This is a genomic window from Sutterella wadsworthensis 2_1_59BFAA (assembly GCF_000297775.1).
GTDB lineage: Bacteria > Pseudomonadota > Gammaproteobacteria > Burkholderiales > Burkholderiaceae_F > Sutterella > Sutterella wadsworthensis_A.
The window spans coordinates 58,559-85,298 of sequence record NZ_JH815522.1 but is presented as its reverse complement, the minus strand read 5'-3'; the positions used below and the strand labels follow the sequence as shown (position 1 = coordinate 85,298).

The 26,740-nt window shown below is 63.0% G+C and carries 23 protein-coding genes and 1 rRNA gene; 4 read left to right on the top strand and 20 right to left on the bottom strand.

The annotated features are described in order from the left end of the window. Nucleotides 1–35 precede the first annotated feature (35 nt). A 16S ribosomal RNA gene (locus HMPREF9465_RS11975) occupies nucleotides 36–1,570 on the bottom strand. A gap of 335 nt (nucleotides 1,571–1,905) precedes the next feature. After that, nucleotides 1,906–2,553 (bottom strand): molybdenum cofactor guanylyltransferase MobA, encoded by a 648-nt coding sequence (mobA, locus tag HMPREF9465_RS11970; RefSeq protein WP_005437354.1) that lies wholly within the window; start codon nucleotides 2,551–2,553, stop codon nucleotides 1,906–1,908. Between the two features lie 82 nt (nucleotides 2,554–2,635). Between mobA and glp the strand changes: the two genes are divergently transcribed. Next, nucleotides 2,636–3,865 carry a gephyrin-like molybdotransferase Glp gene (gene glp, locus HMPREF9465_RS11965; RefSeq protein ID WP_005437352.1) on the top strand — a complete coding sequence of 410 codons (1,230 nt, stop codon included), beginning with the start codon at nucleotides 2,636–2,638 and terminating at the stop codon, nucleotides 3,863–3,865. A gap of 296 nt (nucleotides 3,866–4,161) precedes the next feature. On the opposite strand, the gene HMPREF9465_RS11960 is transcribed toward glp, so the two are convergent. The 4 genes from HMPREF9465_RS11960 to HMPREF9465_RS11945 all read right to left on the bottom strand — a co-directional run bounded on the left by HMPREF9465_RS11960 (nucleotide 4,162) and on the right by HMPREF9465_RS11945 (nucleotide 9,584). Further along, nucleotides 4,162–5,217, bottom strand: a complete 1,056-nt coding sequence (locus HMPREF9465_RS11960; RefSeq protein ID WP_231289398.1) for a metallophosphoesterase family protein — start codon at nucleotides 5,215–5,217, stop codon at nucleotides 4,162–4,164. Between the two features lie 129 nt (nucleotides 5,218–5,346). Beyond that, nucleotides 5,347–6,312, bottom strand: a complete 966-nt coding sequence (locus HMPREF9465_RS11955; protein ID WP_005437349.1) for a helix-turn-helix transcriptional regulator — start codon at nucleotides 6,310–6,312, stop codon at nucleotides 5,347–5,349. 206 nt (nucleotides 6,313–6,518) lie between these two features. After that, on the bottom strand, nucleotides 6,519–7,157 hold the full coding sequence (gene lolA, locus HMPREF9465_RS11950; protein WP_005437347.1) for an outer membrane lipoprotein chaperone LolA: 639 nt from the start codon (nucleotides 7,155–7,157) through the stop codon (nucleotides 6,519–6,521). After that, nucleotides 7,158–9,584 (bottom strand): DNA translocase FtsK, encoded by a 2,427-nt coding sequence (locus HMPREF9465_RS11945; protein WP_005437342.1) that lies wholly within the window; start codon nucleotides 9,582–9,584, stop codon nucleotides 7,158–7,160. 293 nt (nucleotides 9,585–9,877) lie between these two features. On the opposite strand from HMPREF9465_RS11945, the gene trxB reads away from it, so the two are divergent. Together trxB and HMPREF9465_RS11935 are read left to right on the top strand one after the other, a co-directional pair. After that, nucleotides 9,878–10,831 (top strand): thioredoxin-disulfide reductase, encoded by a 954-nt coding sequence (gene trxB, locus HMPREF9465_RS11940; RefSeq protein WP_005437340.1) that lies wholly within the window; start codon nucleotides 9,878–9,880, stop codon nucleotides 10,829–10,831. A gap of 36 nt (nucleotides 10,832–10,867) precedes the next feature. Beyond that, nucleotides 10,868–11,518: a Smr/MutS family protein gene (locus HMPREF9465_RS11935; protein WP_005437338.1), complete on the top strand. Its 651-nt coding sequence runs from the start codon at nucleotides 10,868–10,870 to the stop codon at nucleotides 11,516–11,518. 113 nt (nucleotides 11,519–11,631) lie between these two features. Here the strand turns inward: HMPREF9465_RS11935 and HMPREF9465_RS11930 are convergent, their stop codons facing one another. From HMPREF9465_RS11930 to HMPREF9465_RS11905, 6 genes are all read right to left on the bottom strand, one after another. Next, complete coding sequence (locus tag HMPREF9465_RS11930) at nucleotides 11,632–11,970, bottom strand: P-II family nitrogen regulator (protein ID WP_005437337.1); 339 nt, start codon at nucleotides 11,968–11,970, stop codon at nucleotides 11,632–11,634. 157 nt (nucleotides 11,971–12,127) lie between these two features. After that, nucleotides 12,128–12,469: a hypothetical protein gene (locus HMPREF9465_RS11925; RefSeq protein WP_005437335.1), complete on the bottom strand. Its 342-nt coding sequence runs from the start codon at nucleotides 12,467–12,469 to the stop codon at nucleotides 12,128–12,130. Nucleotides 12,470–12,591: 122 nt separating this feature from the next. Further along, nucleotides 12,592–13,938 carry a phosphoglucosamine mutase gene (gene glmM / locus HMPREF9465_RS11920; RefSeq protein ID WP_005437334.1) on the bottom strand — a complete coding sequence of 449 codons (1,347 nt, stop codon included), beginning with the start codon at nucleotides 13,936–13,938 and terminating at the stop codon, nucleotides 12,592–12,594. A 23-nt stretch (nucleotides 13,939–13,961) separates the two neighbouring features. Then, nucleotides 13,962–14,816: a dihydropteroate synthase gene (gene folP, locus HMPREF9465_RS11915; protein ID WP_005437332.1), complete on the bottom strand. Its 855-nt coding sequence runs from the start codon at nucleotides 14,814–14,816 to the stop codon at nucleotides 13,962–13,964. Between the two features lie 88 nt (nucleotides 14,817–14,904). Beyond that, on the bottom strand, nucleotides 14,905–16,914 hold the full coding sequence (ftsH, locus tag HMPREF9465_RS11910; protein ID WP_005437331.1) for an ATP-dependent zinc metalloprotease FtsH: 2,010 nt from the start codon (nucleotides 16,912–16,914) through the stop codon (nucleotides 14,905–14,907). A gap of 223 nt (nucleotides 16,915–17,137) precedes the next feature. Next, the gene (locus HMPREF9465_RS11905; RefSeq protein ID WP_005437329.1) at nucleotides 17,138–17,791 is read right to left on the bottom strand and encodes an RlmE family RNA methyltransferase; all 654 of its coding nucleotides are present in this window, start codon (nucleotides 17,789–17,791) and stop codon (nucleotides 17,138–17,140) included. An 82-nt stretch (nucleotides 17,792–17,873) separates the two neighbouring features. On the opposite strand from HMPREF9465_RS11905, the gene yhbY reads away from it, so the two are divergent. Continuing rightward, nucleotides 17,874–18,404, top strand: a complete 531-nt coding sequence (yhbY, locus tag HMPREF9465_RS11900; RefSeq protein WP_005437327.1) for a ribosome assembly RNA-binding protein YhbY — start codon at nucleotides 17,874–17,876, stop codon at nucleotides 18,402–18,404. 85 nt (nucleotides 18,405–18,489) lie between these two features. On the opposite strand, the gene greA is transcribed toward yhbY, so the two are convergent. The 8 genes from greA to HMPREF9465_RS11860 form a co-directional block, all read right to left on the bottom strand. Further along, nucleotides 18,490–18,972, bottom strand: a complete 483-nt coding sequence (gene greA / locus HMPREF9465_RS11895) for a transcription elongation factor GreA (protein ID WP_005437325.1) — start codon at nucleotides 18,970–18,972, stop codon at nucleotides 18,490–18,492. Nucleotides 18,973–19,109: 137 nt separating this feature from the next. Continuing rightward, nucleotides 19,110–22,334, bottom strand: a complete 3,225-nt coding sequence (gene carB / locus HMPREF9465_RS11890) for a carbamoyl-phosphate synthase large subunit (RefSeq protein WP_005437324.1) — start codon at nucleotides 22,332–22,334, stop codon at nucleotides 19,110–19,112. 3 nt (nucleotides 22,335–22,337) lie between these two features. Then, a complete protein-coding gene (gmhA, locus tag HMPREF9465_RS11885; protein WP_005437322.1) occupies nucleotides 22,338–22,928 on the bottom strand; it encodes a D-sedoheptulose 7-phosphate isomerase in 591 nt (196 codons plus the stop codon). 39 nt (nucleotides 22,929–22,967) lie between these two features. Next, on the bottom strand, nucleotides 22,968–24,155 hold the full coding sequence (carA, locus tag HMPREF9465_RS11880) for a glutamine-hydrolyzing carbamoyl-phosphate synthase small subunit (protein ID WP_005437321.1): 1,188 nt from the start codon (nucleotides 24,153–24,155) through the stop codon (nucleotides 22,968–22,970). Between the two features lie 274 nt (nucleotides 24,156–24,429). Next, nucleotides 24,430–25,050 (bottom strand): recombination mediator RecR, encoded by a 621-nt coding sequence (gene recR, locus HMPREF9465_RS11875; RefSeq protein WP_005437320.1) that lies wholly within the window; start codon nucleotides 25,048–25,050, stop codon nucleotides 24,430–24,432. Then, complete coding sequence (modD, locus tag HMPREF9465_RS11870) at nucleotides 25,047–25,892, bottom strand: ModD protein (RefSeq protein WP_005437319.1); 846 nt, start codon at nucleotides 25,890–25,892, stop codon at nucleotides 25,047–25,049. The genes recR and modD overlap by 4 nt, the downstream gene beginning before the upstream one ends. 85 nt (nucleotides 25,893–25,977) lie before the next feature. Continuing rightward, the gene (locus HMPREF9465_RS11865) at nucleotides 25,978–26,304 is read right to left on the bottom strand and encodes a YbaB/EbfC family nucleoid-associated protein (RefSeq protein ID WP_005437318.1); all 327 of its coding nucleotides are present in this window, start codon (nucleotides 26,302–26,304) and stop codon (nucleotides 25,978–25,980) included. Between the two features lie 35 nt (nucleotides 26,305–26,339). Further along, nucleotides 26,340–26,639 carry a hypothetical protein gene (locus HMPREF9465_RS11860; RefSeq protein ID WP_005437317.1) on the bottom strand — a complete coding sequence of 100 codons (300 nt, stop codon included), beginning with the start codon at nucleotides 26,637–26,639 and terminating at the stop codon, nucleotides 26,340–26,342. Nucleotides 26,640–26,740 lie beyond the last annotated feature (101 nt).

Below are 26,740 nucleotides of genomic sequence, written 5' to 3'. Positions count from 1 at the left end.
AGTCAACTTCAAGAGGATTTCTTGCATCTCTCTATAAAGGAGGTGATCCAGCCGCACCTTCCGGTACGGCTACCTTGTTACGACTTCACCCCAGTCATGAAGCCCACCGTGGACGCCGTCCTCCTTGCGGTTAAACAAACGTCTTCTGGTGAACCCCACTCCCATGGTGTGACGGGCGGTGTGTACAAGACCCGGGAACGTATTCACCGCGGCATGCTGATCCGCGATTACTAGCGATTCCGACTTCATGCAGTCGAGTTGCAGACTGCAATCCGGACTACGATCGGTTTTCTGGGATTTGCTCCACCTCGCGGCTTCGCTGCCCTCTGTTCCGACCATTGTATGACGTGTGAGGCCCTAGCCATAAGGGCCATGAGGACTTGACGTCATCCCCACCTTCCTCCGGTTTGTCACCGGCAGTCTCACTAGAGTGCTCTTGCGTAGCAACTAGTGACAAGGGTTGCGCTCGTTGCGGGACTTAACCCAACATCTCACGACACGAGCTGACGACAGCCATGCAGCACCTGTGTCCAGATTCCCTTGCGGGCACTCCCGAATCTCTTCAGGATTCCTGGCATGTCAAGGCTAGGTAAGGTTTTTCGCGTTGCATCGAATTAATCCACATCATCCACCGCTTGTGCGGGTCCCCGTCAATTCCTTTGAGTTTTAATCTTGCGACCGTACTCCCCAGGCGATCTACTTCACGCGTTAGCTTCGTTACCAAGGTTAAAAAACCCCAACAACCAGTAGACATCGTTTAGGGCGTGGACTACCAGGGTATCTAATCCTGTTTGCTCCCCACGCTTTCGTGCATGAGCGTCAGTCGCATCCCAGGGGGCTGCCTTCGCCATTGGTGTTCTTCCAAATATCTACGCATTTCACTGCTACACTTGGAATTCCACCCCCCTCTGATGAACTCTAGTCCTGCAGTCACAAATGCAATTCCCAGGTTGAGCCCGGGGATTTCACATCTGTCTTACAGAACCGCCTGCGCACGCTTTACGCCCAGTAATTCCGATTAACGCTTGCACCCTACGTATTACCGCGGCTGCTGGCACGTAGTTAGCCGGTGCTTATTCTTCAGGTACCGTCAGCAGACCATGGTATTAACACGGTCCTTTTCGTCCCTGACAAAAGCAGTTTACAACCCGAAGGCCTTCATCCTGCACGCGGCATGGCTGGATCAGGGTTGCCCCCATTGTCCAAAATTCCCCACTGCTGCCTCCCGTAGGAGTCTGGGCCGTGTCTCAGTCCCAGTGTGGCTGGTCGTCCTCTCAGACCAGCTACCGATCGTCGCCTTGGTGAGCCTTTATCTCACCAACTAGCTAATCGGGCATCGGCCGCTCCAATTGCGCGAGGTCTTGCGATCCCCCGCTTTCACCCTCAGGTCTCATGCGGTATTAGCCACCCTTTCGAGCAGTTATCCCCCACAACAGGACACGTTCCGATGTATTACTCACCCGTGCGCCACTCGCCACCCGGGAGCAAGCTCCCTGTGTTGCCGTTCGACTTGCATGTGTAAAGCATGCCGCCAGCGTTCAATCTGAGCCAGGATCAAACTCTTTAGTTCAATCTCTGTTTGTCGCTCTTCGCCGGAATTGAAAGAGAAGGAATTAACCTTCGTCTTTCGGCTTTTCCTTCAAAGCGCGAACTTCGTAAGTTTTTCGAGTGCTTTTGAAAGTCACTCTTGAAACTGCCGATGTTCACACTTATCGGTTCGTTGAATTCTGATTTTTAAAGAACAGCGCCCCGAAGAGCACAGAATTGAGAGTTTATCAGCTCATCAACTCTTTGTCAAATTTATTCGCCGATGACTTGGCGTCGTCAGCGAAGGATTGAAATTAGACACCTTTCCGCAGGCTTTGTCAAGACTCGCCGTAAAAATACCGCAAACACGGTACTTCCTCACCTTCGGAGAGCCCCCGTTTTCGCCTCAGATTCCAACTGCCGCAGGTCTTGAGGAGCATTCACGTTGTAAAAGTCGGATTTGGGGCCGTCCCAGTGCACATGCCCTCTTCCCTGCCGCTCGAACCAGAGTCCGAGCTTTCGGTCTCCGCCCTCAAGGAACGGGCGCACCGTAGGAAGGACCGACACATGGACGAGCGAGATCGTGTTCTGGTCGTATCCCCCCGTCTCGATCGTATAGGCAGGACTCCCGTCAAACGCGCCCACAAACACCTCGAGGAGCGTCTCCGGCACGAGCGGCACGTCGCACGGCACCGTGAGAATCCACTCGACGCCCTCCGTCCCCTCGGTCCTGAGGCGCTCGTTGAGCGAGTCGAGCGCAGCGAGCGGACCGGGGAATCCCTCGAGCACGTCGGCAAAGACCTTCTGCGCCCCGAGCTTCACGAAGGCGTCCGCGTCCCTGTTGGCCGAAACCCAAACGTGGGACACCTGACCCGCCAGCGTCCTGATGACCCGCCCCGCCATGGGCTCGCCGTTAAAGAGCACCAGTCCCTTGTTGACGCCCCCCATCCGAGTGGCCCGTCCGCCCGCCAGCACAAGGCCGATCGTATTCGCCCTTTCGGGCGCCGCAACAGCCGTTTTCGTCATGGCTAGTCTCCGCCGGCAGCGCTGCTGCCGCTAAAATCCAAGAATGGCCGCATCGGCGGCCGACACATTGAAGGATTTTGACATGTCGAAAGCCATTCGTGCCGACTTTGATGAAGTCACCCGCGCGCTGCGCGAGGCCGTCGCACCTCTTGACGGTGCCTGCGAAGCAGTGCCTCTGCTCGAGGCACAGGGACGCATCCTCTCCGAAAGCGTCGCCGCGCAGTTCAACTTCCCCCATTTCGACAACTCGGCCATGGACGGCTTCGCGCTGCGCACGGCCGACCTGCCTGAGACGGACTCCGTCAAGCTTCCCGTCTGCGGCATCGCAACTGCTGGCCATCCTTTTGAAGAGCCCCTTCCCGAGGGCTCCGCACTGCGCATCATGACGGGCGCCCCCGTGCCCGCCGGTCTCGACGCCGTCATTCCCATTGAAAAGGTCCGCGTGGAGGACGACTTCATCACCTTTGAGCCCGCAGGCCTCAGGCCCGGCACCAACGTGCGCCGACAGGGCGAGATCTTCAGGGCGGGCGAAGTGCTCCTCACCGCGCCGCGCCGCCTCACCCGAGGCGACATCGGCCTCGCCGCCAGTCTCGGCTATGCGAAACTCTCCTGCCGCCCCGTGGTCAGGGCCGCCGTCTTCTCCAGCGGCGACGAGCTCGTCGAGCCTTCCGACGGACGCCCGCTTTCCGACGGGCGCATCTACAACGCCAACGGCGCCTATGTCACGCTTGCCGCCCGCGCACTCGGCATCGACGCCGAATATGCAGGCATCCTCCCCGACGACGACGCCGTGATCGAGGCGCGTTTTCGCGAGGCGGCCGCCACGCACGACCTCGTCATCTGCTCGGGCGGCGTGGGTCCTGGCGACTGCGACTTCACAGCCGCCGTCCTCAACCGCCTGGCCGACCTGCGCCACTACCATGTGGCGCTGCGCCCCGGAAAGCCCTTCTCGTTCGGCTACTTCAAGGAGGCGCACACGCTCATTCTCGGCCTGCCCGGCAACCCCGTCGCCTCCGCCACCAGCGCCGAGAACTTCCTGCGCACGGCCGTCGAGGCCCTGCAGGGCGTTCATGAGAAGCAGCTCGTCCTCACGGCCCGCCTCGAGGGACGCATCAAGAGCCGCGCCGGCAGACGCGACATCGTCCGCGGCGTGCTGAAGACGGCCGAGGACGGCACGCTCCTTTTCACGCCGTGCCCGCAGCAGAGCTCCGCCTCGCTTCTGAGCGTCTCGCAGAGCAACGCCGCAGCCATCGTCCCCGAAGAGGCCGAGCTTCTTCAGGCGGGCGACGCCGTGCGCGTGGTCATCCCGTAGCCGTCACCGTTCCGCCAAAACAAGAATCGGGTAGGAGCCCGTGGATTATTTCCACGGGCGTCCTTCCACACCACGTGGCGTACGGTTCTCGTACCACGCGGTTGCGAGCAGTCATCGGAGTGGCCTCCGTCCTCTCTGCTCTTCTGTTTGCATCCCCTGTTCCCTTTACCTACCTCAGTAGACCGCTCTGTTCTACAGAGTTCTCATTCAGAGGCGCTCCCGTGTAGATTGGGCCCATGTCTGGCACACCAGAAAAGGCGCCGTCCCACTGGAGACGGCGCCTTTTTCGTCATAGATCATCCCTGCTGCTGTTGCGACGGCTTTTTCGCACGCCGCCAGCGGTCCCGGCCGCTGCGCGAGCGAGAGGAACGGTGCGAACGCCCCCTTTTCTCCTCATCGCCCTGCTTTCTCACTCCCTGCGGAGCGCCGCCCTGCTCGGACTTCTGGGCCTTCCTGCCCTTTTCTTCGAGCGCGGGAGTCTTTCCCCCTTCCTCCTGAGCCGCCTTGAGCTTGGCGAGCACCTTTTCGGACACGGGCAGAATCGCGGGCGTGCACTCACGTCCTTCGGGTACGAGCGAGATGTGCCCGTCCTCGTCTCGGACGATGATCGGGTTCTTGTCCGACATGTAGCGCCACTCGTCGGTCGCTTGCAGCGCGGCTTCCTCTCTCGGATCGAGCTTCGCCTCAACGACGACCTCGCCCTTGAGGTTCACGATGCCGTTGTAGCCGACTGCACGGGTGAGAATCAAGCCCTGCATGCCGTAGGCGCGGTCCTCGTGCTGGTGCCCGTGGAAAAGCCACTTCACGCCCATCGTCTTGGCAAGCCTGTCGAGTGCGCAAAAGCCCTTCTTGTGACACGAGGGGGCCTCGTGCGTCACGAGAATGTCGGCCTTCTGCCTCTGAAGGTTGCCGTAGACGGACGGGAAGATCGTCGAACGGTGCCTGCGCGGCACGCCGCCCCGCCAGATGTTGCCCTGGCCCACGCGACGCATGAAGGTCGCGGGACTGTAGTAGTTCGGATTGCCGTCAGGCATCCAGATCTGACCACGAAAGACGCCGCCCAGACCGCCGATGCGCATGCCCGCCACGCAGGCGACGCGCCCGTGCAGGTTGTGGCCCGCAAGCTCGCTTCGCCACAGCCTGTCGTAGAACTCGTCCGAATCCGTGTCGTGATTACCCGGAATCCACCAGATGTCCGTATAGGCGAGCGCCTCCTCCAGCACCACGTGCAGCGGCGCCGGCGGCTGAAGGTCGCCGAGAATGACCATGGCATCGGGCGAATAAAGGCGGGCGGCCTCGTTGATCTGATCAAACGTGCCGTGCGGATCGCCGCAGAAAAAGATCTCGGGCAAGTCCCGGACACTCGGGCGGCGATGGCGCCTGCCGCGATGTCTCCTCGCCCTGACCTGCTCTTCCGTCATGATTGAAGTTCCTGTCTACCGTCAATCCGGAAGCGAGCCGCCCTCAAGGCGGCGTCAGCCTCAGTATTGACTCAATGTCTTCAGGAGACATTCACGGACTTCGCGGCGCAGTTCTTCAGGAGCCTCGACGACGACGTGCTCTCGCCAGCGGAAGATGTCGCCGATGAGTTCCGTCGGGTTCGTGTAGGGAACCGTCAGGACCACCTCGTCTCCATGCTCCTCGAGTGTCTGCCTCGGATGCCACGTCTCGCGCTTGAGATAGGGCGACGCCTCGGCGTCGAACCTGAGCACGGCAAGCTTGGGATCGCCGCTCATGAAGAGACCGTAGCTCTGATCGAGGTTGTACTCGATCGTATGAAGCGGCACGCGCTTGGCCGTCGTCCCCAGGACGATGACGCGGCGGATGTTGTCGATGGCGAACGTCCTCAGGGCGTTCGTGGCGTGGCAGAAGGCGTCGACGTACCAGTAGTTTCGGTAATGAACCAGACGCTGGGCCGAGATCTCACGAAAGGACTCCGCCCTGCGGGTGCGGCTGTAATAGGAAATCTGCACGCGCTTGTGCTCGAACAGGGCGCTCCCGATCGTCAGGAAGGTCTCGGGCTCTCCATGAATCACCGACGGGTCGATGACCTTCACCCTGCCGAGAATCTCGCGCGGACTCTTGCCGCCGAGATTGAGCAGGCCCGCCACGCGCGAGCGCAGCGGTTCGAGATCCTGAAGAATGACCGAAGACTTGTCCTTCGAGAGTGCCTTGAGCATGTCGACCATCTTCACGACGACATAGAGCTCCTGAGCGGAAAACCAGAACCTCTGGAACTCGGGGCTCGCGCCGGACTTGCCCGCTGGAAGATCGTAAAGATAGCCGCCGCGGGTTCGTGAATAGACGATCGGCGCCTTCAGCTCCTTGCGCATGTAACGCAGGTCGCGCTTGATCGTGGGAATGCTGACCTTCAGGACATCCTGCAGTTCCTGAAGCGTGACGACGCTCTTGTCGGAAAGCAGTCGGTCAATCAGAACTCTGCGCATGCTGTCCTGCATATGCTGGCCACCCAAAACGGTCCGCCTGAGCAGACCTTGCTGATACTTCTTGAAAAAAACTGTGCCGGGTGAAGCCGTGATTCGCCTCCCCTGCTATGGGATTCATTGTATCAGCTCAACGGACGATCCTCGGTGAGGCTTTCCCGTACCGATAGAGAGGGAAAGCCTCTTTTTGCCCGCCCGTCCGACCGTGCTCAGAAGGCGGACTTGACGACGTCCGTGCCCTCGGGAATCTCGAGCCTGAAGGAGGCGGGATCCATGCGCTCGCGGACGATCTCCCCGAAGACGAGCGTGGTACGCTGGGCGAACGTGTCGACGAGCTCCATGCCCGCAAGCTCGCCCCTTGCGTCGAACTCGATGACGACCGACTCGAACGAGCCGTCGGGGTTCTTCGGACGCGCCTCGAGCACGGTGTCCGAAATCTCCGTCACATTCCAGTCCTCCTCGAAGTCGCGCTCGCCGAAGAGAATAGCGGCGGGCGTGGACGGGAGCGCCCCCTCAAGGGCCTTCTCCGTCACCTGAAAGAGTTCGGGATCATGAATCCAGAGCGTCTTGCCGTCGCTCATGATGCGCTGGACGTACGGCTTTTCATACGTCCATTCGAAGCGGCCCGGACGCATGAAGCGGAAGTACCCCGAGGACGGCTTCGAGACCTCGCGGCCCGAACGGTCGATCACCGTCTGCCTGAAGGTGCCGCGGGCGCTCGTGGTCGACTTCAGAAAGGCCTTGAGCCTGGCGAGCGAGCCGGTAGCCTCCGTCTTCCCTGCGGCAAGGGCCGCGGCGGACGCAAGGCAGAGTCCGATGATGAAGGTTCGGCGCGTCAGTTCAGTCATTTAGTTCTCCGGTACAAGAATTTCACGTCGGCCCATGCTGTTGGCCTTGCTCACGATGCGGGCCTCCTCCATGGCTTCGAGAAGATTGGCGGCTCGGTTGTAGCCGACGCCGAGATGGCGCTGCACGAACGAGATCGTCGCGCGGCGCTCGCGAAGCACGAGATCGACCGCCTTGTCGTAAAGCGGATCGGACTCGCCCGACCTGCGGCCGCCGCCCGCACCCGCATCGCCGTCGCCGCCCTCGTCGTCAGGCTCCTCGGTGACGCTGTCGATGTAGTCGGGCTCGCCGAGCTTCTGCAGTTCGGTGACGACGCGAAGCACTTCATCGTCAGCCACGAAGCACCCCTGGATGCGGGTCGACTGCGGCACGCCGGGACGGCGCAGGAGCATGTCGCCCCAGCCGAGCAGGGACTCGGCGCCGGACTCGCCCAGAATCACGCGGCTGTCGATGCCCGAAGCCACCTGGAAGGAGATGCGCGTGGGCACGTTTGCCTTGATGAGGCTTGTCACCACATCGACCGACGGACGCTGGGTCGCGATGATCAGATGAATGCCTGCTGCACGGGCCTTCTGCGTGAGTCTGGTGATCTCGCCCTCGACCTCCTTGCGGTTCGTGAGCATGAGGTCCGCGAGTTCGTCGACGATGCAGACGATGAAGGGCCAGACCTCGAGCGGTTTCTGAACGGGATCCTCGGGAGACTGCAGCGGATCGGGAATCGTCTCGCCGTTTTCCGCGGCCCTGCGGATCTTCTCGTTGTAGTTGTTGAAGTGACGCACACCCATGCGGCTCATCACGGCATAGCGGCGGTCCATCTCGCGGGTGAGCCACTTGAGGGCCGAGGCCGCCTTGTTCATGTCGGTGACGACGGGGCAGAGAAGATGCGGAATGCCGTTGTAGAGCGAGAACTCGAGCATCTTCGGGTCGATCAGCACGAGCCTGAGGTCCGCGGGCGAATTGCGGTAAAGCATCGAGAGAATCATGGCATTGATGCCAACCGACTTGCCCGACCCCGTCGTACCCGCCACAAGCAGATGCGGCATCTTGGCGAGGTCGATCACGAAGGCCTTGCCGCCGATATCCTTGCCGAGCGCGAGCGTGAGCGGCGCCGTGCTTTCTCGGAAGGCCTTGCTCTCGAGGATCTCCTTGAGGCGGACCGTCTCCCGCACGGGGTTCGGAACTTCAAGACCAATGAAGCTCGTGTTCGGAATGCTCGGCACGACGCGCACGGCCTGAACGCCGAGCGTGCGGCGCAAGTCGTCCCTCACGTTGTCGATCTGCGAACCCTTGACACCGGGACCGGGCTCGAGCCAGTACTGGGTGATCACGGGACCGGGCTGGATGCCTCCGATCGAGGCCTCGATGCCGTAGCTCTTGAGCTTGGAGACGATGAGCCTGCCCGTCATCTGCAGGTCGTCGGCGCTGTTGGCCTCGCGATGAGCGGGCGGCTCGTCGAGAAGCGACATGCTGAGGGGGCAGTCCGCATGCTTGGAAGCCCTCGGGGCGGCCTGCACTGCAGGACCTGCGGAGGCCGGAACGGATGCAGAGAACGCATCCGCCCTGGCGAGCGTCTCGACAAATGCGGCGGGCGGAGTGTCATCATCGACCACGCGCACGATCGGCACGATGCTCGCATCCGTGTCCACGGTCTCGGGCTCATCCTGGGGTGCGAGCACCTCCTCGCGGCGCTTGGTCTTGAGGAGACGGGCCACGGGATCGATGAACCAGCAGCAGATGAAGCGGCCGATGCGCTCCGCGACGTCTCCCCACTGGAAGTCCATCAGAAGCGAAAGGCCGACTGCAATGAGCGAGACGAAAAGCACCGTGGAGAGTCCGACGCCGATGTAGTGGCGGATGCCCCAGGCGAGGCTGTCGCCGAGGATGCCGCCCGGCTCGCCCGGAAGGATCATCTGGAAGCGGCGAAGACGCAGGGCCTCGAGGCAGGTCGAGCCCACGAGCACCGCCAGAAAGCCGACGGCGGCCGTGATCTTGGGAGGATTGATGCGAAGAGGATCCGTCTCGCCCTTCAGGCGGCGCCAGGCCGTGCGGATCGCGAAGAAGCCGATCATCGCGCTGCCGAGCACAAACCACCAGGCGGAAAAGCCGAAGGCCGAGAGCATGAGATCGGCCGTCCAGGCGCCGAGCGCGCCGCAGAAGTTCTCGGGCGTGCGACCCGTCGAAACCGAGAAGGACGGATCGTTGAGCGAATAGCTCCCGAGCGTAAGCGCGATCACGATGGCAAAGAAGACCGACAGCAGCCAGCTCCATGCCCAGAGGGTCCTGATCGTGTTCATGAACCATGCGCACAGCAGTCCCTTGAGGTCGCGGCCAGGAACGGCCGCCGCCTGAACGACAGGCTCGGTCGCCTGATCCCGGACGTCTTTCTTCGTCTTCTGCTTGCGAGTGCCTTTTTTCGTTTCTCTTGTCATTTTTACGCTTGACGTGTAGGGAGGCCTGTCTGCGCCTCCTCCTGATCCACCTAATTCTAAAAAGTTCGGCCGCCGTCGTCGGTCCCTTTGCCGCCGCGGCAGGCAGCCGGCCATGCATGGAAATCGTTACAGCGTATTGCCCCGCCCGCGAAGGCCGGGACGCCTTAAGACATCACTATTAATTTTAGGTCTAAAATCAAATTCATCTATCATTTTGCATGAGGGCGCCCCGAAGATTGCGCCCCTCATGCCGCCTGCGCTCCAAAGGCGCAGGTCCACCGGAGATTTTTCCCATGGAAGCCAAACACAGCAAGCTCATCGTCCTCGGGTCCGGCCCCGCCGGCTTCACCGCCGCCATCTACGCCGCTCGCGCCAACCTCAAGCCCATGCTCATCACGGGCATGGACCACGGCGGTCAGCTCATGACGACCTCCGAAGTCGACAACTGGCCCTCCGCCGTCGACGGCATCCAGGGCCCCGAGCTCATGGAACGCCTTCAGAAGCAGGCCGAGCGCTTCGGCACCGAGGTCGCCTTCGACATGATCACCTCCGTCGATCTTTCCAAGCGTCCCTTCACGCTCAAGGGCGACATGGGCGGCGAATACACCTGCGACGCGCTCATCATCGCGACGGGCGCCTCCGCCATGTACCTCGGTCTTGAAAGCGAGGAGCAGTACAAGGGCAAGGGCGTCTCGGGCTGCGCCACGTGCGACGGCTTCTTCTACCGCGGCAAGCCCGTCGCGGTTGTGGGCGGCGGCAATGCAGCCGTCGAGGAGGCCCTCTACCTCTCCAACATCGCCAACCACGTCACGCTCGTGCACCGCCGCGACACCTTCCGCGCCGAACCCATCATGGTCGACCACCTGATGGAGGCCGTCAGGGAAGGCCGCATCACGCTCGAGCTCGACCGCACGGTCAAGGAAGTGCTCGGCGACGGCAAGGGCGTCACGGGTCTTGAGCTCGCCTCCACGAAGGGCGAAGCCGACAAGACAGTCGACGTTGAAGGCGTCTTCATCGCCATCGGCCACCGTCCGAACACGTCCCTCTTCGAGGGCAAGCTCGAGCTCGACCGCGGCTACATCGTCACGGCCGGCACGCGCAGCCCCGCCGCTACCGCCACCAGCGTTCCCGGCGTCTTCGCCGCAGGCGACGTGCAGGACCAGACCTACCGTCAGGCCGTCACCTCCGCCGCCACGGGCTGCATGGCGGCGCTCGACGCCCAATGCTTCCTGGAAAACCAACAGTAACTTCAATCAAGGTAAATCCCTTCGGATTCATCACAAATGCCAGTCATCAACAACTTCGCCGACCTCAAGCAGGTCAGCAAGGCCCTCAAGGAAGAGGCCAAGGCCCGCGAGGAGGCCGAAAAGAAGCGTCGTGCCGAGGAAGCCCGCAGGCATGCCGAAGCGAACCAGTTCGCCGCCGCCATGGCGGAGTTCGGCGTCCGCAAGATGTCCCAGAAGAAGCTTGCCGACACCAAGGCTCCGAAGCCCCGTCCCGTCGCCCTCAATCTCGGTACGGGCGAGGACAAGGAACCCGAGTCGCAGATGTCGGACCTTCTCGACGCCTCCGTCTTTCTTGAAACCGAAGACGGCCGCATGATGCACCGCAAGGGCGTCTCGCCCGACATTCCCCGCAAGCTCTATCGCGGCGAATGGCCGGTCGAGGCGGCAATCGACCTCCACGGCATGCGCGTCGACGAGGCTCGCGAAGCGGTCGCCCGCTTCATCCTCGAGAACCACATGAGCGGGCGCCGCTGCCTGCGCATCGTTCACGGCGTGGGCTACGGCAGCAAGGGCCAGGGCGTTCTGCGCGACATGGTCCGCCGCTGGCTCAAGCAGCGTCCCGAGGTGATGGCCTTCGTCCAGTGTCCGCCCAACGACGGCGACGAAGGCGCCGTGCGGGTGCTCGTCACGCAGCAGAAGCGCGACTGAGGAAGGACTCGGGATCTTCTGGCAATAAAAGCAGAGGGGACAGGCTCATGCCTGTCCCCTCTGCCTTTCAATTTCATCCTGCAGGCCTCGAAGGCGCGCACGCGGGATGCCTGTCAGACGGCGTCCTCGCCCATTTCGCCCGTACGGATGCGGATCGCCTGCTCGACCTCGTAGACGAAGATCTTGCCGTCGCCGATCTTGCCGGTGTAGGCGGCCTTGCGAATGGCCTCGATGGCCTGCTCGAGAATGTCGTCGGCGACGACGGCCTCGATCTTGAGCTTGGGCAGGAAGTCCACGACGTATTCGGCACCGCGGTAGAGCTCGGTGTGACCCTTCTGGCGGCCAAAGCCCTTCACTTCCGTGACGGTAAGGCCGTTCACGCCGACGTCGGCGAGTGCCTCACGAACTTCATCGAGCTTGAACGGCTTGATGATGGCAACAATCAGCTTCATGACACATGCACCGGCACAAGGGCCGGGAATAAAAAGACAGATGCTCGGAAGTCTATCAAATGCAGACCCGCTTGCGAGCGCCCGAACCGTTTTTTTGAAGACAAAAAAGCCGAACTGCCCGAAAACAGTCCGGCTTTCTTCAGCGGATGACCCGATATCAGGCTTCAGCCTTGGCCTGAGCCTCGGCAGCGACCTCGGCTTCAACCTTTTCCTCTTCAGCCTTCGGAGCAGCCGGTTGGCCGACGCGGTATTCGTACATGGACACATCCTTCACGCGGACGCCGAAATGCACGTCGTTGTTGGGGCTGTGCCAGACGTCCTTCTTGGCGCGCCAGGCGTTGATAAAGGCGACGACGTTCCTCGGAACTTCGGGGGAATCCGTCACTTCATTGAGGGTGAACTGCTGGCCGCCAACGAGGTAGACGCGCAGGGAATGCACGAACGGACCCTTGGCGGGCTGCTGAACGGGAGCATCGGCAGACTTGACTTCTTCGGCCATTTATCTCTTCCTTATCAATCTAAAAACTCTTGAACACCATCCTCGGGATGGAATCGTATCCTGCAGTTTAGCAAGTTTGACTCTGTCGTGTCACCGTGAATTTACCAATGTTTCGTCGTAGATCAAGCCTGATGCTCGACGGAAAGGCTCTCGGCCATGCGGGAAGTCAGTTCGGCGGCAAGATACGCATCGTCGGCCTCGACCATGATTCGCAGCAGGGGCTCCGTGCCCGACGGACGGATGAGCACGCGGCCGCGGCCCTCCACCTCGGTGCGGCAGGCCTCGACCGTGCGCGAGAAGTCACGGTCGTTCTGCCAGTCGTAGCCGGCAGGAATGCGCTTGTTGACGAGTACCTGAGGCAGAAGCTGCAGGTCGGCCGTCAGTTCGGCAAGGCTCCTGCCGCTGCGGCGCATGGCGGAGAGCACCTGAAGGGCGCTCACGATGCCGTCGCCCGTCGTCTGGCGGTCGAGCGCAAGAATGTGGCCCGACGATTCGCCGCCGAAAAGCCAGCCGTTGCGCTTGAGCTCCTCGAGCACGTAGCGGTCGCCGACCTTGGCGCGCACGAAGGAGACGCCGAGTTCGCCGAAGCGGCGCTCGAGGGCGTAGTTGGTCATCAGCGTGCCGACAACGCCCGCGACTGGGCCCTGCAACATGCGGTCGCGCACGATCACGTAGAGGAGTTCGTCACCGTTGTAGACGTGGCCCTCGGCGTCCGCCATGATCAGGCGGTCCGCGTCGCCGTCGAGGCTCACCGCGACGTCGCAGCCGTGCTCGGCGGCAAGGCGCGAGAGGTTCTCGGTGTGGGTCGCGCCCACGCCGTCGTTGATGTTGAGGCCGTCTGGAGTGTTGCCCACGGCGACCACTTCGGCGCCGAGTTCGTGGAAGACGTCGGGCGCAATGTGATAGGCGGCGCCGTTGGCGCAGTCGACGAGAATGCGCAGGCCCTTGAGATCCGTGCTGAAATCGATCGTCGACTTGCAGAACTCGATGTAGCGGCCGGCCGCATCGTCAAGGCGGCGGGCCTTGCCGAGTTCGGCCGAAGGCACGCAGGTGCAGCCCGCGTCGAGCTCGTCCTCGATGCCGAGCTCGACGGCGTCGGGCAGCTTCGTACCTTCGCCTGAGAAGAACTTGATGCCGTTGTCGTCGTACGGATTGTGGCTCGCGGAGATCACCACGCCCGCGTCGAGGCGAAGGGCGCGGGTGAGATAGGCGACGGCGGGCGTCGGAATCGGACCGCAGAGCACGATGTCCACGCCGGCGCTCGAGAAGCCTGCCTGAAGCGCAGCCTCGAGCATGTAGCCCGAAACGCGCGTGTCCTTGCCGATGAGCACGGTCGCGTGTCCCGTCAGGCTCTGGCGGCGAAGAACGCGGCCTGCGGCCTGACCGAGGCGCAGCACGAAGTCGGGCGTGATCGGCGCCTTGCCGACACGGCCTCGAACACCGTCCGTACCAAAATAACGACGAGTCATGATTGTTCTCCTTAGGTTGTTTCTTACCTGCGTCCGCAGGCCTCCTCGGACGCGCGCCAGACGGCGACGGCGTCGACGGTCTGGCGGCAGTCATGCACGCGGACGACCTGGGCGCCCTGCTCGACGGCGATAAGCGCGCCGGCGATGCTGCCCGCAATGCGGTCCATTGGCGCCTTGTGGCCCGTGGCCGCCCCGATGGACGACTTGCGAGAGAGCCCCATCAGATAGGGCTGACCGGATGCAACGAATCTTTCCGTGGAGCCGAGCAGCGCGAAGTTCTGCTCGACGGTCTTGCCGAAGCCGAAGCCCGGATCCCAGCAGATGCGGTCCGCCGAAACGCCGAGCCCCTCGAGGAGGCGCTGCCTTTCCTGAAGGTAGGCCTCGACCTCCGCCACGACATCCTTGTAGTCCGTGGTGGCCGAGCGGTGCATGACGACGAGGCCGCAGTCCGTCGCCGCGGCGGCTTCAAGCGCGCCGGGCATCTCGAAGCCGCGGATGTCGTTGAGGATGTGCGCGCCGAGCGAAGCCACCTCGGTCATGATCTCCGGCTTGGAGGTGTCGACGCTCACGATGAATCCTTCCTTCACGAGTCGCTCGACCACGGGAATGACGCGGCGGCGCTCCTCTTCAAGCGTGACGCCGGTTTCGTTGAAGCCCGGACGCGTGGACTCGCCGCCCACGTCGATGATGTGCGCGCCTTCGTCGCGCATGCGGTGCGCCCAGGCGACGGCGTCCTCAAGGCCGTTGTGGGTGCCGCCGTCGGAAAAGGAGTCCGGCGTCACGTTCAGAATGCCCATGATGAGCGGGTGGAGGCGGTCGATCTCGAAGACCTTGGCGCCACAGCGCCAGACGCTGGCGCGCTCGTGAAGTTCTGTCATCTTGCTTTTATCGCTTTTGTTTTTATCAATTGAAAAAGGCTGCAGGGCCTCTCTTCAGCCCTGCAGCCTATCTTAGCCTGTTCCGAGGTTATTCGGAGCGGCGGTCATCATCGCCCTTCGGGGCACCGGCATTGTCGGAGGAGGAAGCCTCCTTCGCGCCGGCGGCTTCGGGAGCCGCGGGAGCCTCGGCATCTTCGGCCTTGGGCTCTTCTGCGGCGCCTGCCTCGCCCTCGGGCGCGGCGGCCTGCGCCGCTTCAGGCTTCACGGCCTCCTTGGAGGTCTTGGGCGGACGCGGCGCGCGGCCTTCCATGATGTCGTCGATCTGGTCGGCGTCGATCGTCTCCCAGTCGAGAAGCGCCTTGGCCATGACTTCCATCTTGTCGCGGTTTTCCTCGATGAGCCTGCGCGCGATGGCGTACTGCTCGTCGATGATGCGGCGGACTTCGGCGTCGACTTCCTGCATCGTCTTCTCGGAGATGTTGGTCGTCTTCGTCACGGAGCGGCCGAGGAACACCTCGCCCTCGTTTTCAGAGTAGACCATGGGCCCGAGCCTGTCGCTCATGCCGTAGCGCATCACCATGTCGCGGGCCATCTGCGTGGCGCGCTCGAAGTCGTTCGAAGCGCCGGTCGTCATCTGGTTCATGAAGACCTCCTCGGCGATGCGGCCGCCGAAGAGAATCGCGATGCGCGTGAGCAGGTACTGGCGATCGTAGGCGTAGCGGTCTTCCTTCGGAAGCTGCATCGTCAGACCGAGCGCACGACCGCGCGGAACGATCGTGACCTTGTGGACTGGATCGGACTTGGGCATCAGGCGTGCCACGACGGCATGGCCGGACTCGTGGTAGGCCGTGTTGCGGCGCTCGTCCTCGCTCATGACCATGGCGCGGCGTTCGGCGCCCATCATGATCTTGTCCTTGGCGTTTTCAAAGTCGCACATCTTCACGACGCGGCCGTTGCGGCGGGCGGCGAAGAGCGCGGCCTCGTTGACGAGGTTCGCAAGATCGGCGCCCGAGAAGCCCGGCGTACCGCGCGCGATCACCATGCTGTCGACGTCCTTGCCGACGGGGATCTTGCGCATGTGCACGTTGAGGATCTGGTCGCGGCCGCGGATGTCGGGCAGCGGCACCACCACCTGGCGGTCGAAGCGGCCCGGACGCAGCAGAGCGGGGTCGAGAACGTCGGGACGGTTCGTCGCGGCGATCACGATCACGTTGGCGCCGGAGTCGAAGCCGTCCATCTCGACGAGCATCTGGTTGAGGGTCTGCTCGCGTTCGTCATTGCCGCCGCCGAGGCCTGCGCCGCGTTGGCGGCCGACCGCATCGATTTCGTCAATGAAGATGATGCAGGGCTCGTTCTTCTTGGCGGTCTCGAACATGTCGCGCACGCGGGCTGCGCCCACGCCGACGAACATTTCAACGAAGTCAGAACCGGAGATCGTGAAGAACGGCACGCCCGCCTCGCCGGCGATCGCCTTGGCGAGGAGCGTCTTGCCGGTGCCCGGAGGTCCGACGAGCAGCAGGCCGCGCGGAATGCGGCCGCCGAGACGCTGGAAGCGCTTGGGTTCGCGAAGGAAGTCCACGATTTCCTGAACGTCTTCCTTGGCCTCGTTGCAGCCCGCGACGTCGCGGAAGCGCACCTTGTTGCTTTCCTCGTCAAGCTTGCGGGCCTTCGACTTGCCGAAGCTGAACGCTCCGCCACCGCCGCCCGCACCGCCCTGCATGCGGCGCATGAAGAAGATCCACACGCCGATGAGAAGGATCATCGGGAACCAGGAGATGAAGATGGTCGTCAGAAGAGACGGCTCCTCCTCGGCCTTGCCGTAGATCTGAACGTTGCTCTTCCTGAGCTCGTCCACCATCCAGATGTCGCCCGGATTGGTGAGCTTGAATTCCTCGCCGGTCTGGGGCGTGACGATGAGCGTACGGCCCTGGATGTCGACGCGACGGACCTTGCCCGCCTTGGCGTCCTCCATGAACTGCGTGTAGCTGATCGTGTCGCGCGGCGGGGCGTAGGCGTCTTCATACTGGCGGAACACCGTGAAGAGCACCAGACCGACCAGCGCCCAGACGGCGATGCGGCTGAAGATTTTGTTGTCCAATGTATGTCTCCTGACGGCGGAGCCGCAGTCGGGCCCTGCGCCGTCATCTTCCTTAGTCTTGTAAGAAGGCCTTCGCCTCGAAAGCCTTTCGGCATCGGCAAAGGCGTAATGGGCATATTTTAGCCGCTCGTTCTGCGCGAATGTCGCCCCCTTACGCGCATTTGCTCGCACCTATTTGTGCGGGGAGCCGAAAAATCGTGACCGATTATTTCGGCCGCAGGGACTACTTGCCGGGCTTGAGCTCGCGGGCGACGAGGTAGACTTCGGCCGACGTGTCGCGAGAGGCGGCGGGCTTGCGCGTGTAAACCTTCTTGAAGGTCTTCTTGAGCGCCTCGACGAACTGCGAGAAGCCCGAACCCTGGAACGACTTTGTCACGAAGACGCCGTTGGGCTTGAGATGCTCGAGACAGAACTCGTGCGCGAGCTCGTTGAGAAGCAGCGAACGGGCGGCGTCCGCAGCGGCGATGCCCGAAAGATTCGGGGCCATGTCACTTAAAACGACGTCGACCTTGTCGCCGTCAAGAATTTCTGCTAATTTGTCCGCGATTTCCTGCTCACGGAAATCTCCCTGCAGGAATGTCACGCCGTCGATCGGATCCATCGGCAGGATATCCATGGCTATGATGCGGCCCTGGACACGGCCGTCCTTGTCCGACAAACGCTCGCGGACGATCTGCGTCCAGCTTCCCGGCGCCGCGCCGAGTTCAACCACGGTCATGCCGCGGCGAAGCAGATGTTCACGATCGTCGAGCTCGGTCAGTTTGTAGACCGAGCGGGCTCGGTATCCTTCGGCCTTGGAACGCTTCACGAACGGATCATTGATGTGACGTTCGATCCAGGCGCGGTTGGAGCGCAGTTTTTTGGTTGCTACAGGCATATTTTCCCCAGCCAACTTTGTTTATCAGCCCCCCGCTTCGAGCGCTTCCCTTTGAAGCGCCGCGGGGACACATCCGTTTATTATGAAAGAAATCATTCTCGCGCGCGATGCGCGTCTGGCCCTTCGTTCCCAGGCCCACCATCTTGACCCGGTCGTCCTTCTCGGCGCCAACGGCCTCACCAACGCCGTTCTTCACGAAATCGACCGCGCCCTCAACGACCACGAGCTCATCAAGGTCCGCGTTCCGTCCGACGACCGCGAGGAACTTGAGTCCATCTACGCCGAAGTCGCCGAAAAGCTCGGCGCCGCCCGCGTCCAGATGATCGGCAAGCTTCTCATCTTCTGGCGTCCCGCCGACGAGAGCGAGCGTCAGGATCCCGATGAAGCCGCCCGCCTCGCCATCCTCTCCATGAAGACGGCCTCCGTTGCCGGCAAGAAGGAGGCTCCGTCGGCCCCTGCCAAGCGCACGCCGCTCAAGGCCGTCGCGAAGCCCGCCAAGAAGGTCGACTCCAAGAAGCCGGGCGAAAAGAAGAAGGCCACCTCCCCGATTCCCGTCCGCTCCCGTTCCAAGAAGAACCGCGTGACGAAGAAGGGTGCGGGCTCCCGCTCCTGATCTCCCTGACTTAAGGGCACCGAACAAAAGAGCGCAGTCTTGACGGCTGCGCTCTTTTTTTGATTCAGGGCTTCGTGAATCCGGATCAGATGTACTCGACGGATTCGATTTCGTAGGAGACGAGTCCCTTCGGGGCCATGAACTGGACGCTGTCGCCCTCGTACTTGCCGATCAGGGCGCGGGCGATCGGAGAGGAGACTGAAATGCGGTTTTCCTTGATGTCCGCCTCGTCGTCGCCGACGATCTGGTAGGTGACGCTCACGTCGTCATCCTCGTCGTAGAGGCCGACCGTGGCGCCGAAGACGATGCGCTCGCCGGCGTCGACGCTCTTCGGATCGATGATCTGCAGGGCGGGAATCTTGCCTTCGAGCTCGGCGATGCGGCCTTCAATGTGACCCTGCTCTTCACGGGCGGCATCGTACTCCGCGTTTTCGGAAAGGTCGCCCTTTTCACGGGCTTCGGCGATGGCGGCCACCACGTTCGGGCGGGCGACCTTCTTGAGGTAGTCGAGTTCGGCCTTCAGCTTTTCGGCGCCTCGGGTCGTGATGGGAATGCGGGTCGAGACCATGTTGCTAATTCTCGAAAAAGGAAACTCTGAATGAATGGAAACGTCCGACGAGACGAAGCTCGCCGGACGTCATCGAAAATCCGGACGACCGGACCGCGCTGCGGCCCAGTCTGTGCTACGTTAGTTTAGCAAATCCGTCAGGGCAGCGTGCCCGCATGCAGGCCCTGAAGGTCGTAGACCTGCACGGAGCGCATGTGGCGGATGCCCTCGGAGGCGGCAAGACCGCCCGCCATCGTCGTGTAGTACGTGATCTGCTTGGCCAGCGCAAGCTTGCGGATGGCGCGCGCATCGTTGAGCTCGCCCTCGTGCTCGGCCACCGACATGATGACGAGCGTGATGTCGCCCGCCTCCATCATGCCGATCACGTCGCCCGCAGCGTCGCCGATGCGGCCCACGGTGCGGCACGGGATGCCGGCCTGCTGGATGACGTGAGCAGTACCCGCGGTCGCCACGAGCGGGAAGCCCGCCTGGTGGAGCTGGTGGGCGCAGACGACGGCCTTGGGCTTGTCGCACTCGCGCACCGAGATGAACACGGAGCCGCGTTCGGGGAGCCTGGAGCCTGCGGCGAGCTGGCTCTTGAAGAGCGCCTCGCCGAAGTCACGGCCCACGCCCATCACTTCGCCCGTCGAGCGCATTTCCGGCCCGAGGACCGGGTCGACGCCGAGGAACTTGGAGAACGGGAAGACGGCCTCCTTGACGCTCACGTAGCGCGGCGTCACCTCGAGGTTCACGCCCTGTTCGGCGAGCGTCTGGCCCGCCATTACGCGTGCGGCGATGGCGGCGACGGGGTTGCCCGTGGCCTTGGAGACGAACGGCACCGTGCGGGAGGCGCGCGGATTCACTTCAAGGACGTAGATGACGGGGTTTTCGGAGTGCGCGTGCTGGACGGCGAACTGCACGTTCATGAGGCCCACCACGTTGAGCGCCTCGGCCATGAGTTTCGTCTGACGCTTGATCTCCTCGACCACGACGGCGGGAAGGCTGTAGGGCGGCAGCGAGCAGGCGGAGTCGCCCGAGTGCACGCCGGCCTGTTCGATGTGTTCCATCACGCCGGCGACCTGGACCTCATGACCGTCGGCCACGGCGTCGACGTCCATTTCAACAGCGTCGTCAAGGAAGCGGTCGAGAAGTACGGGGCTTTCGTTGGAGACCGACACGGCCTCCTTCATGTAGCGCTGCAGGGCTTCGGGCGTGTGCACGATGTCCATGGCGCGGCCGCCGAGCACGTAGGACGGACGCACGACGAGCGGATAGCCGATTTCGGCGGCGAGCCTGATGGCGTCCTCCTCGGTCCGGGCCGTGCGGTTGGGCGGCTGGCGAAGGTTGAGCTTCTGAAGCAGGTGCTGGAAGCGCTCGCGATCCTCGGCGCAGTCGATGGCGTCGGGCGTCGTGCCGATGATGGGCACGCCTGCGGCCTCGAGGGCGCGGCAAAGCTTGAGCGGCGTCTGGCCGCCATACTGGACGATGACGCCTGCGGGCTTCTCGACTTCGCAGATGGCGAGCACGTCTTCGAGCGTCACGGGCTCGAAGTAGAGGCGGTCGGACGTATCAAAGTCGGTCGACACCGTTTCCGGATTGCAGTTGACCATGATCGTCTCCCAGCCGTCGGCACGCAGGGCCTTCGAGGCGTGGACGCAGCAGTAGTCGAACTCGATGCCCTGGCCGATGCGGTTCGGACCGCCGCCGAGCACCATGACCTTCCTGCGGTCGGTGGGTTCGGCCTCGCACTCCTCCTCGTAGGTGGAGTAGAGGTAGGCGGTGTTGGTCGCGAATTCGGCGGCGCAGGTGTCGACGCGCTTGTAGACGGGACGGATGCCCATCGCCAGGCGGGCGGCGCGGACCTCGGCCTCCTTCGCGCCTGTCAGCTGGGCAAGGCGGCCGTCGGAGAAGCCCTTGCGCTTGAGGAAGAGCATGTCGGACTTCGTGAACGCGGAGAGCGGATTGCCGCGGAGCTTGTCCTCGGTCTCGACGATCTCGCGGACCTGATTGAGGAACCACGGATCGATGGCGGAGAGTTCGTGGAGCTCTTCGTCCGTCATGCCGGCGCGGATGCCATCGGCAAGGAAGAAGATGCGTTCGGGGCCGGGCACGGCGATTTCGTGGCGAAGCTGCTCGATGCCGACGCCCGTTTCGTTGAGGCCGTTGTGGCCGGTCTCCAGACCGCGCAGGGCCTTCTGCAGGGATTCCTGGAAGGTGCGGCCGATGGCCATCACCTCGCCCACGGACTTCATCTGCGTCGTGAGGCGGTCGTTGGCGGCAGGGAACTTCTCGAACGCGAAGCGCGGCACCTTCGTGACGACGTAGTCGATCGTCGGCTCGAAGGAGGCGGGCGTGAGGCCGCCGGTGATTTCGTTGCGCAGCTCGTCGAGCGTGTAACCCACGGCGAGCTTGGCGGCGATGCGGGCGATCGGGAAGCCCGTGGCCTTGGAGGCGAGTGCGGAGGAGCGGGAGACGCGCGGATTCATCTCGATGACGATCATGCGGCCCGTCTCGGGATTGACGGCGAACTGGACGTTGGAGCCGCCCGTGTCGACGCCGATCTCGCGCAGAATGGCGATCGAGGCGTCGCGCATGCGCTGGTACTCGCGGTCGGTGAGCGTCTGGGCGGGCGCAACCGTGATGGAGTCGCCCGTATGCACGCCCATCGGGTCGAAGTTCTCGATGGAGCAGACGATGATGCAGTTGTCCGCAGTGTCGCGGACGACTTCCATTTCGTACTCCTTCCAACCGAGGAGCGACTCCTCGATGAGGAGCTCGTGCGTGGGAGAGAGCTCGAGGCCGCGTTCGCAGATCTCGACGAAGCTCTCCATGTCGTGGGCGATGCCGCCGCCGGAGCCGCCGAGCGTGAAAGACGGACGGATCACGGTCGGGAAGCCGAACTTCGCCTGAAGCTCCTTGGCCTCGCGAAGGGAATAGGCGACGCCTGAGCGTGCGGACTCAAGTCCGATGCGGTCCATGGCTTCCTTGAAGCGCTCGCGGTCCTCGGCCTTGTCGATGGCATCGGGCTTGGCGCCGATGAGCTCGATGTCGTACTTGTCGAGCACGCCGTGACGCGCGAGGTCCATCGCGCAGTTGAGGGCCGTCTGGCCGCCCATCGTCGGCAGGATCGCATCGGGACGTTCCTTGGCGATGATTCGTTCGACGACCTCCCAGGTGATCGGCTCGATGTAGGTGACGTCCGCGGTCTGCGGGTCGGTCATGATCGTGGCCGGATTGGAGTTCACAAGGATGACTCGGTAGCCTTCCTCGCGAAGGGCCTTGCAGGCCTGTGCGCCGGAGTAGTCGAATTCGCAGGCCTGACCGATGATGATCGGGCCTGCACCGATGATGAGAACGGACTTGATGTCTGTACGCTTGGGCATGTTTTACTCGTAGTTTTGCTTGTCGAGCCGCCTTTCAATGAGCTCGATGAGAATATGGATGCACTTGATGTGGAGCTCCTGCACGCGGTCGGCCCAGCGGCCCGCCGGGGTCACGATGGACACGTCGGCAAGCTCGGTGATGGGCGTCTCGTCGCGCCCCGTGAGCGCAACGACCTTGACGCCCTTCCTGCGGGCGACCTCGGCCGCCTTGACGATGTTGCGGCTCGTGCCGGACGTCGTGATGGCAAGAAGCACGTCGCCCTTGCGGCCGTGCGCCTCGACATAACGAGAGAAGACCTCCTCGTAGCCGTAGTCGTTGCCGACGCAGGCCATGTGCGAGGCGTCGGAAATCGCAAGCGCTGCGTAGGGACGACGGTTGCTGCGGTAGCGGCCCGTCATCTCCTCCGCAAAATGCATGGCGTCGCAGAGACTGCCGCCGTTGCCGCAGCTCATCACCTTGCCGTCGCCCTCGACGGCGTCCACCATGAGGCCTGCCGCCGCCACGACGGCTTCAATCGTCTTCTCGTTGGAGATCAGGGCGTCGAGCGCATCGCGTGCGTCGTTGAGTGCGGCCAGAACGTTTGCTTTTTCCATGTTGGTCCTCTTTGAGTCTGTGCGGAGCTCAGGGGACGGTCAGGCTGCTCTGTGCCTCTCGATCAGTTCGCGGAAGTGGTCGAAAAGCGGGGCGATGTCATGCGGACCGGGACTGGCTTCAGGGTGCCCCTGGAAGCAGAAGGCCGGCGCGTCGGTGAGCTCAAAGCCCTGCAGCGAACCGTCGAAGAGCGATTCGTGTGTCGGCACGGCGTTGGCGGGAAGCGTTTTTGCATCCACGGCAAAACCATGGTTCTGGCTCGTAATGTACACGTGTCGCGAGCGCAAATCCACCACGGGATGGTTCGCGCCGTGATGGCCGAACTTCATCTTGAGCGTCTTGGCGCCGACGGCGAGCCCCATGATCTGGTGGCCGAGGCAGATGCCGAAAAGCGGAATCTTCCTCGCGATGATCTCGCGGGCGGCCTCGATGGCATACGTGCAGGGGGCGGGGTCGCCGGGGCCGTTGGAGAGGAAGACGCCGTCGGGGTTCATGGCAAGCACGTCCTCCACGGGCGTCTGCGCGGGCACCACGGTCACGCGCATGCCGCGTTCGACGAGCATGCGAAGAATGTTGGTCTTCACGCCGAAGTCGTAGGCGACGACGTGAACGGGGAGCTCTGCGGGCGTCACAAAGCCGGGCCTGCCGTCCGCGGCCTTCATGCTGAAGGCGCCTTCGGTCCACTCATAGGGAGCCTTGCAGGTGACGACCTTGGCAAGGTCCTGGCCCGCCATGCCCTTCCAGGCGGCAACGGCCTTGCGGCCTGCGTCGATCTCGTCCTCGGTGAGCGCACCGTTGCGGGCGACGACGATCACGCCGGCCTGGGCGCCCTTCGTGCGGAGGATGCGCGTCAGGCGGCGCGTGTCCACGCCTGCAATCGCGGGAACGCCCTGCTCGACGAGGTAGTCGGGCAGGGACTTTTCAGAGCGGAAGTTGGAGTGGACGGCGGGAACGTCCCTGACGACGAGGCCTGCGGCATGAACGGCTGCGCCGCCCTCGCGGTCCTGGGCGTTGACGCCGACGTTGCCGACGTGGGCGCCCGTGAGCGTGACGATCTGGCCCGTATAGGACGGATCCGTGAGGACCTCCTGATAGCCGGTCATCGCCGTATTGAAGACGACTTCGGCAACATTGGAGACGCTCGCACCGAAGCTGCGTCCGAGGAGTACCGTGCCGTCCGAAAGAATGAGTGCGGCTTCGGGGCGCGGGTCTTTGAAGAGAGAGTGCATCTGGATGTCTCGAGGCTCTTATTTTTTTTGCCCTATTGTCTAGCTGAGCCGTTAGCGACAAACGGGCTTGGGAACCCTGTCATTCTATGTAGGCGGGAGAGCCCTTTTCCGCTCCTTGTCTGAGCAGAAAACCCTAGTCGCATTGTCCGAAATCGGACGAAGGAAAAGTAATTCCTTTTCATCCGAAAACGGTTCAACAATGGTCGTTTTTGGCGACAAATGCACTCGGTTTTGCCGCCGTCGGGCGGAGGCCCGAGGGGCCTCGCACGACCTCTCAGGCATCCCTTCTGGCGTAGACCGCGTTGGCGATCGTGCTCAGGTCCGTGTACTCGATTTCGATGCCTGCGGGCAGGCCTCTTGCAAGGCGGGTGACGCGCAGCTGCGGCCACCGCTTCTTGAGGGCGTCGATCAGATAGTAGGCGGTTGCGTCGCCCTCGGGCGTGTAGCTCATGGCGACGACGACCTCGCGCAGCACGCCTTCCTCGACGCCCGCCCCCACGCGTTTGAGCAGGAGCGGCATGCCGATGTCGGCGGGTCCGATGCCGTTGACGGGGCTCAGGCGCCCCGAAAGGACGAAGTAGTAGCCGGGCCAGGCGAGCGACGCATCAAGGGCCATCTGGTCCGCCGTGCTCTCCACGACGCAGAGAAGTCCAGGGTCCCTCTCCTCGTCAAGGCACACGGGGCAGATATCCCCTTCGGTGAAGGTGTTGCAGAGGCGGCAGCGGCCGACGCCTCGGCGCACGCGCTCGACGGCGGCGGCGAGTTCGTCGAGGGACTCATCCCTGTTCTGAAGCAGATGGAAGGCGGCGCGCTGGGCCGACCGGGGGCCGTAGCCCGGAAGTTTTCCGAGGGCCTTGACCAGACTCTCGACGGCTGGGGAAAGACGGATGCTCATGGCTTGGGATTCGCGGGCGAGAAGCTCATCTTGATGTCAGCGGGCCTGCCGAAATAGGGCCAGCTCGTGACCAGCACGTCGCAGCGGGTGTCCGCGTAGTCACCCACGTTGTCGCCATTGATGCCGCCTGCGGCGTTGACAACGACGTGCGGGTGCTTCGCCTTCACCTCGCGCACGAAGGCCGCGAGGACCTCGGGCGTGAAGCGTTCGCACTGGATGATGTGCACGCCCTTGTCGGCCCAGAACATGCCGTCCTCGGGCGTGTCGACCTCGACGCAGACCTTGCGCTCGGGCTCCATCGCCATGAGGCGGCGGACCGCATGGACGGGATTGCGCGTGAGGGTTCTGTGCTGGTCGAAGACTAGGATGGAGTCGGAGATACCCGCGCGGTGGATGATGCCGCCGCCCGCCCTGAGCGCGGCGATCGAGAGGATCTTGCCGCCGGGGAAGTGCTTGCGGGTACCCGCCACTTGGATGCGGCCCCAGCGGTCGCGCGCGATGCTCACCATTTCGTGGGTGCGGCGGGCGATGCCCGTGGAGTACTCCATCACGCACTGGGCGACCTTGTAGGTGGCGTGAAGCTGCTCGGGCGTGCCCCAGGCGCGGAGGATCGGAGAGTGCATGAAGGCGTGGTCCCCGTCTCCGTAGAGCATCTCGGTCCTGAGGCCGACGGTCTTGAAGACGCGCTCGGCGATCTCGATGCCGGCGACGATGCCGGTCTCCTTGGGCCAGGCGGTGACGACGTACTCGCCCTTGAGGCCCATGCCTTCGGTCGTGACGTCATGAAGGGCCCAGTCGCCCTCAAGCAGCTCGTCAATGTAGGACTGTGGAATTCGCAGCATCTTGCAGCTCCTGAAGAAAAAAGCCGCCGATCCTTTCGGCATCGACGGCTGTTGGCTTGTCAGCGTTCGGATCGTGTCAGGCTGATCAGAACGGCAGCTTCATACCCGGAGGAAGCGGAACTTCCTTGCGCATGCGCTCCTCGGAGATTTCGGAGAGACGGGTCTGCGCGCTGTTGAAGGCGAGTTGGATCAGGTCCTGAAGCATTTCGACGTCCTCGGGATCCACGACCGAGGGATCGATCACGACGCTCTTGCACTCGTGCTTGCCGGTGATGACGACCTTGACGGCACCGCCGCCGGACTCACCCGCGACTTCCATCGCAGCGATTTCCTCCTGCACCTTGGCAATCTTGGCCTGCATCTTCTGAGCCTGAGCCATGAGACCGCCCATACCGCCGCCGAATCCACGCATATTGTGTTCCTTTATTCAAAAAATCATTCAAGCCGTCAGTCGGTGTTCGCCTTGACGGTAGTGTCGTCAATCGTACCATGAAACAGCGCCTGCACCTGCTTCACGAAGGGGTCGTTGCGGAACCCTTCGATGAGGGCCCTGCGGGCCTCCTCGCGCTCGCGCTCCTCCTGATCGGCCACGGTGCCGCCCGCCACGTCGCCCACCTCGAACTCCACCATGCAGTGGCTTCCGAAATAGGACGAAAGCGCGCGGGAGAGAAGCTCGCGGCCCGTTTCGGTCGCGAATGCCGCGACGCGAAGACGAAGCCTGACGTGGCTTCGGGTGAGCTCAAGCACCTGCGCCGAAGCGGCGAGGTTGCGCAGCGGTCCCGTCAGTCCTGCTCCTGCAATGATCGACCGCCAGTCGAGAGAAGACTCCGAGCGGTCCGGATCGGGAC

Coding starts and splice junctions, on each gene's coding strand:
- folP (WP_005437332.1), bottom strand. CDS start 14,816: ATGACAGAACTTCACGAGCGCGCCAGCGTCTGGCGCTGTGGCGCCAAG.
- HMPREF9465_RS11865 (WP_005437318.1), bottom strand. CDS start 26,304: ATGCGTGGATTCGGCGGCGGTATGGGCGGTCTCATGGCTCAGGCTCAG.
- trxB (WP_005437340.1), top strand. CDS start 9,878: ATGGAAGCCAAACACAGCAAGCTCATCGTCCTCGGGTCCGGCCCCGCC.
- modD (WP_005437319.1), bottom strand. CDS start 25,892: ATGCTGCGAATTCCACAGTCCTACATTGACGAGCTGCTTGAGGGCGAC.
- HMPREF9465_RS11930 (WP_005437337.1), bottom strand. CDS start 11,970: ATGAAGCTGATTGTTGCCATCATCAAGCCGTTCAAGCTCGATGAAGTT.
- glp (WP_005437352.1), top strand. CDS start 2,636: ATGTCGAAAGCCATTCGTGCCGACTTTGATGAAGTCACCCGCGCGCTG.
- HMPREF9465_RS11955 (WP_005437349.1), bottom strand. CDS start 6,312: ATGCGCAGAGTTCTGATTGACCGACTGCTTTCCGACAAGAGCGTCGTC.
- HMPREF9465_RS11905 (WP_005437329.1), bottom strand. CDS start 17,791: ATGCCTGTAGCAACCAAAAAACTGCGCTCCAACCGCGCCTGGATCGAA.
- HMPREF9465_RS11935 (WP_005437338.1), top strand. CDS start 10,868: ATGCCAGTCATCAACAACTTCGCCGACCTCAAGCAGGTCAGCAAGGCC.
- recR (WP_005437320.1), bottom strand. CDS start 25,050: ATGAGCATCCGTCTTTCCCCAGCCGTCGAGAGTCTGGTCAAGGCCCTC.
- carB (WP_005437324.1), bottom strand. CDS start 22,334: ATGCCCAAGCGTACAGACATCAAGTCCGTTCTCATCATCGGTGCAGGC.
- yhbY (WP_005437327.1), top strand. CDS start 17,874: ATGAAAGAAATCATTCTCGCGCGCGATGCGCGTCTGGCCCTTCGTTCC.
- carA (WP_005437321.1), bottom strand. CDS start 24,155: ATGCACTCTCTCTTCAAAGACCCGCGCCCCGAAGCCGCACTCATTCTT.
- glmM (WP_005437334.1), bottom strand. CDS start 13,938: ATGACTCGTCGTTATTTTGGTACGGACGGTGTTCGAGGCCGTGTCGGC.
- gmhA (WP_005437322.1), bottom strand. CDS start 22,928: ATGGAAAAAGCAAACGTTCTGGCCGCACTCAACGACGCACGCGATGCG.
- HMPREF9465_RS11925 (WP_005437335.1), bottom strand. CDS start 12,469: ATGGCCGAAGAAGTCAAGTCTGCCGATGCTCCCGTTCAGCAGCCCGCC.
- greA (WP_005437325.1), bottom strand. CDS start 18,972: ATGGTCTCGACCCGCATTCCCATCACGACCCGAGGCGCCGAAAAGCTG.
- mobA (WP_005437354.1), bottom strand. CDS start 2,553: ATGACGAAAACGGCTGTTGCGGCGCCCGAAAGGGCGAATACGATCGGC.
- HMPREF9465_RS11945 (WP_005437342.1), bottom strand. CDS start 9,584: ATGACAAGAGAAACGAAAAAAGGCACTCGCAAGCAGAAGACGAAGAAA.
- lolA (WP_005437347.1), bottom strand. CDS start 7,157: ATGACTGAACTGACGCGCCGAACCTTCATCATCGGACTCTGCCTTGCG.